Consider the following 3638-nt stretch of genomic DNA (forward strand, 5'->3'; position numbering starts at 1 on the left):
TTTTTTGATTTAGATTCATCTCTAATCCTCCATTNNNTATTATCTTAATTTTACTAAATGTAAGATTAAATCTCAACTATTACACTTTATTTTTCGGTATTACAAGACTTGCTAAATAATTAGGCTCAGCTGAAGCAATCAAATTCTCTTCAATTATAGTGCCTGGGGTTATAATACGTGTAACGTCTCTTGTAACTACCGCTTTATAGCCTCCTCTATTTTTGCTTCTTCAGGAGTTTCAAGCTGATCTCAAATAGTAACTTTATAATTTTCTTCGATTAGCATAGTTAAATAATTCTCAAGAGCATGATAAGGCGCACCTCACATTGCAATTTCTTCTTCACCGTTTTTATCTCTTTCGGTTAAGGCAATACCAAGTACATTGCTGGCTCATATTGCATCCTCATAGAACATCTCGTAAAAATCACTCATTCTAAATAGTAGTAGACAATCTAAATGAGCAAATTTAATGTCTAGATATTGCTGCATCATTTTTGTTGCAACGTCATAATTATATTTTTGTTTAAACCCTTGAAGATTCATATTTTACTTAATAAGCTTATAACGTGTAGCTTTTCCTTGTCCAAGACGCTCTAAACGTTTTAAATTAGATAATTTTTTTATTATAGACTCAACTGTTCTCTCAGGAAAACCAAGTGCATTTACAGCATCTTTACGACTAAACTCGTTAATTTCCTTTGTATTAATCCAATTCCACATCATTAGTTGTTTTGCAGATAATAAATACTCTATATTGTCATTTTTAATTATTTGTAATGCCCTAGTACTTTGTGACTTAACCACATTTAGAAAAAAATCAACCAAGTGGTAATATCTTCTGATTTTGTCTTTCATGTAGCTTGAGTTTTATTAAGTGCCATATAATAATCAATTTTATTTGCTTCAATAATGTGTTCATGAGAAATAATCTGAACAAACAAATAACCATGTTTTAAAAGCAATAAATTAGTTAGTAATCTGCTTGTTCTACCATTTCCGTCCTGAAATGGGTGAATTGCTAAATACTCAAAAATAAAATTAGCAATAATGATTAAAGGGTGCTTAGTTTTACTATCAACCGTCCAATTGTACCAATCTATTAACTCCTGCATTTCTTTTTTACTAGATAAGGTGGAGTTGGATCAAATATTGTACCGACTACATTACCATTATGATCTTTTGCTTCTACTGCTTCTACACGATTTGATCCAAATTTATAATTTCCTTTATGTCTTGCGTCTTTTTCACTATGAACCAACATATCATTATGTAACTTTAATATAAATGATTCCGTAATACTAATTTCTTCATAATTATTAAAGATAAATTCAAGACACTTTAAATATCCAACTATTTCTTGCTCATCACGAGTCTTAAATTTTTTAACACTTAGATTTTTATATAAACTTTCGACTTGCTCATCAGTAAGTTTATTACCTTCAATACGATTGGAGGAGCCGGTTGAAGTGATAATTACTGAACGTGTAAGACGATCTAGTGTTTGAGGTAAGATTTGTCCCGTAATATACCAACTATTTTTTACTCCTTCAATTTCAGAAATTTTTGTATAAATTTCTTCAATTACTGAAGGATTAAGATTTAGTCTTTTATGTATACGAAAATCTTGTAGATTCATTTCACTATTTTTACATGAGTACTATGTGAAATAATGTTAGATAATGTGAGTAAAGTCAATATATTCTTATTTTATTTTTAATAATCTAACGTTATGTCTACCGCCTTCAAATTTAGTGGTTAAAAACTTATCTATAATATCAAACACTATTTTGTGATCTATGGTTTTTGCTCCGAGTATTAAGATATTAGCGTCATTATGAGCTTTAGCGTTTTCAGCGGTTAACATATTATGGCACAAAGCTGCTCTTATTTTCGAGCTACGATTAGCGGCTATAGACATACCAATTCCTGTATCACTAATTAAAATACCGATAGGAGCTGATTTTTCAATAATAATATCTACTACTTTCTTAGCATAATCAGGATAATCAACGGTTTGTGTATTATTTGTTCCGCAGTCATAAACCTTTAAAGATTTCTGCTCTAAATAATTGATAATTTCAGACTTAAGCTCATAACCTGAGTGATCACTAGCTATGACAATATTATAAGTTTTCATAGTTAATTTTTTGATGGAAAATAATGATAAAAATTATATACTATGTAAGATTTGTTTTCTAATGTAAATAATAGTTTTGTTAAATATATGAAATATCCTGTTGCACTTAGTATCGTTATATGTTTTTGTTTAGTTGCTTGTGTTGAACAGCCGCCTGCTCCAATTGAGTATAAAGTAGGAGATGTTACTGCAAATAATAATTCTACCGAATTAGAACACGATGAGGGGTTGATAGTTCAAAGAACTATGGAAGACGATTCCGTATCAGAAAAAGTTAGCGGTAGACTTGAAGAACCAAAGGCAAAAATTATAGAAGATGATAATGATGATATTGAGATTCCTATATCTCGGAATGAAGATGAAGAAGAGATAGAGCAGTCAAACTTTGTAAAACCGTTAAACGGGGTAATTATTACCGAGTTTAAAGCCGGTAAAAGTAAAGGGATAGATATTGCCGCTAAAGAATATAGCGAAGTTAAATCGATAGAGGCAGGAACGGTAATATATTCAGGTTTTAATAAACAATTCGGTAATTTAGTAATAGTTAAATTAGATAAAGACGATTTAGAAGTAGCATATGCGAGTTTAGACGATTTGTTACTTAAAAAAGGTGATAAAATTACTAAAAATAGTGTTATCGGACATGTAGAACATAAGTTATATTTTGCGATGCGTAAAAACAAAATAGCAGTTGATCCGAGTAAATATATAGAATTTTAAATGGAAGATTCTATTACTCTTACTAAATACGGTGAACCTCAAAATGTTATAGTAAGGAGGAGTGGTAAAGCTAAAAATATAGCCATACGAATTACGCCTAAAGGTGCAGAGCTTGTATTACCTCTTAAGACAAAGCTAGAGAAAGGTCATAATTTTCTGTTAAGTAAAGAATATTGGGTTAGGCAAAAATTACGCCGTAATGTAACTGTGATACCAAAGGATGAAGATAAGATTTCTATTTTGGGAAAATCTTATGAAATAATACATCTTGATTCGTCTAAAAATCAGATAAAACTAAATGATTCTACGTTAGAAGTATATTGTAGTACGATACTAAAAACTTAGTATAGAAGTATTCCTTAAAAAGACATTATTAGCAGAAATAAAAATAATAGTAGAGAATATATCTAAAAAACATAATTTGACTTATTCCAATATTAGAATAATGGAAAATGTTACTCGCTGGGGAAGCTGTTGTAGCAAAGGGAATCTTGCTTTTAATTGGCGAGTAGTTTTTGCTCCCTTTGAAGTACTGAAATATTTAGTAGCTCATGAAATGGCACATTTAAAAGAAATGAATCATAGCGAAAATTTTTGGGAGCTAGTTGAGGATATATATCCTGAATACCAACCGGCAAAATTATGGCTAAAAAGAAACGGTAAAAATTTATATAATTATTTGCCATGAGATGTCATCCCGCGGCTTGTTCGATGTTGCCTGCATGGATACTTAATCGTCATTGCGAGGAAAAACTGTAAGTTTTGACGAAGCAATCTCAGG

General features: G+C 30.5%; 5 protein-coding genes and 2 pseudogenes. 2 read left to right on the plus strand and 5 right to left on the minus strand.

The features are described 5' to 3' along the window. Positions 1 to 85: 85 nt before the first annotated feature. The 5 genes and pseudogenes from KYQ89_RS02990 to rpiB all read right to left on the minus strand — a co-directional run. Positions 86 to 543, minus strand: a pseudogene (locus KYQ89_RS02990) (DNA mismatch repair protein MutS); the annotation flags it as partial. Positions 544 to 546: 3 nt separating this feature from the next. After that, on the minus strand, positions 547 to 855 hold the full coding sequence (locus KYQ89_RS07710; RefSeq protein WP_256621217.1) for a hypothetical protein: 309 nt from the start codon (positions 853 to 855) through the stop codon (positions 547 to 549). Further along, positions 852 to 1112 carry a Fic family protein gene (locus tag KYQ89_RS07715; RefSeq protein WP_256621218.1) on the minus strand — a complete coding sequence of 87 codons (261 nt, stop codon included), beginning with the start codon at positions 1110 to 1112 and terminating at the stop codon, positions 852 to 854. The genes KYQ89_RS07710 and KYQ89_RS07715 overlap by 4 nt, the downstream gene beginning before the upstream one ends. Next, positions 1100 to 1636 (minus strand): Fic family protein, encoded by a 537-nt coding sequence (locus KYQ89_RS07720; protein ID WP_256621219.1) that lies wholly within the window; start codon positions 1634 to 1636, stop codon positions 1100 to 1102. Before KYQ89_RS07720 ends, KYQ89_RS07715 begins: the two co-directional genes overlap by 13 nt. Before the next feature lie 66 nt (positions 1637 to 1702). After that, positions 1703 to 2137, minus strand: coding sequence for a ribose 5-phosphate isomerase B (rpiB, locus tag KYQ89_RS03000; protein WP_014412956.1), 435 nt, complete (start codon positions 2135 to 2137; stop codon positions 1703 to 1705). Positions 2138 to 2188: 51 nt separating this feature from the next. On the opposite strand from rpiB, the gene KYQ89_RS03005 reads away from it, so the two are divergent. Together KYQ89_RS03005 and KYQ89_RS03010 are read left to right on the plus strand one after the other, a co-directional pair. Then, positions 2189 to 2857, plus strand: a complete 669-nt coding sequence (locus tag KYQ89_RS03005; protein WP_218460344.1) for a murein hydrolase activator EnvC family protein — start codon at positions 2189 to 2191, stop codon at positions 2855 to 2857. Continuing rightward, positions 2858 to 3545 (plus strand): annotated as a pseudogene (locus KYQ89_RS03010) (M48 family metallopeptidase). Positions 3546 to 3638 lie beyond the last annotated feature (93 nt).

This window comes from Rickettsia sp. TH2014, assembly GCF_019249195.1.
GTDB classification, from domain to species: Bacteria; Pseudomonadota; Alphaproteobacteria; order Rickettsiales; family Rickettsiaceae; genus Rickettsia; species Rickettsia felis.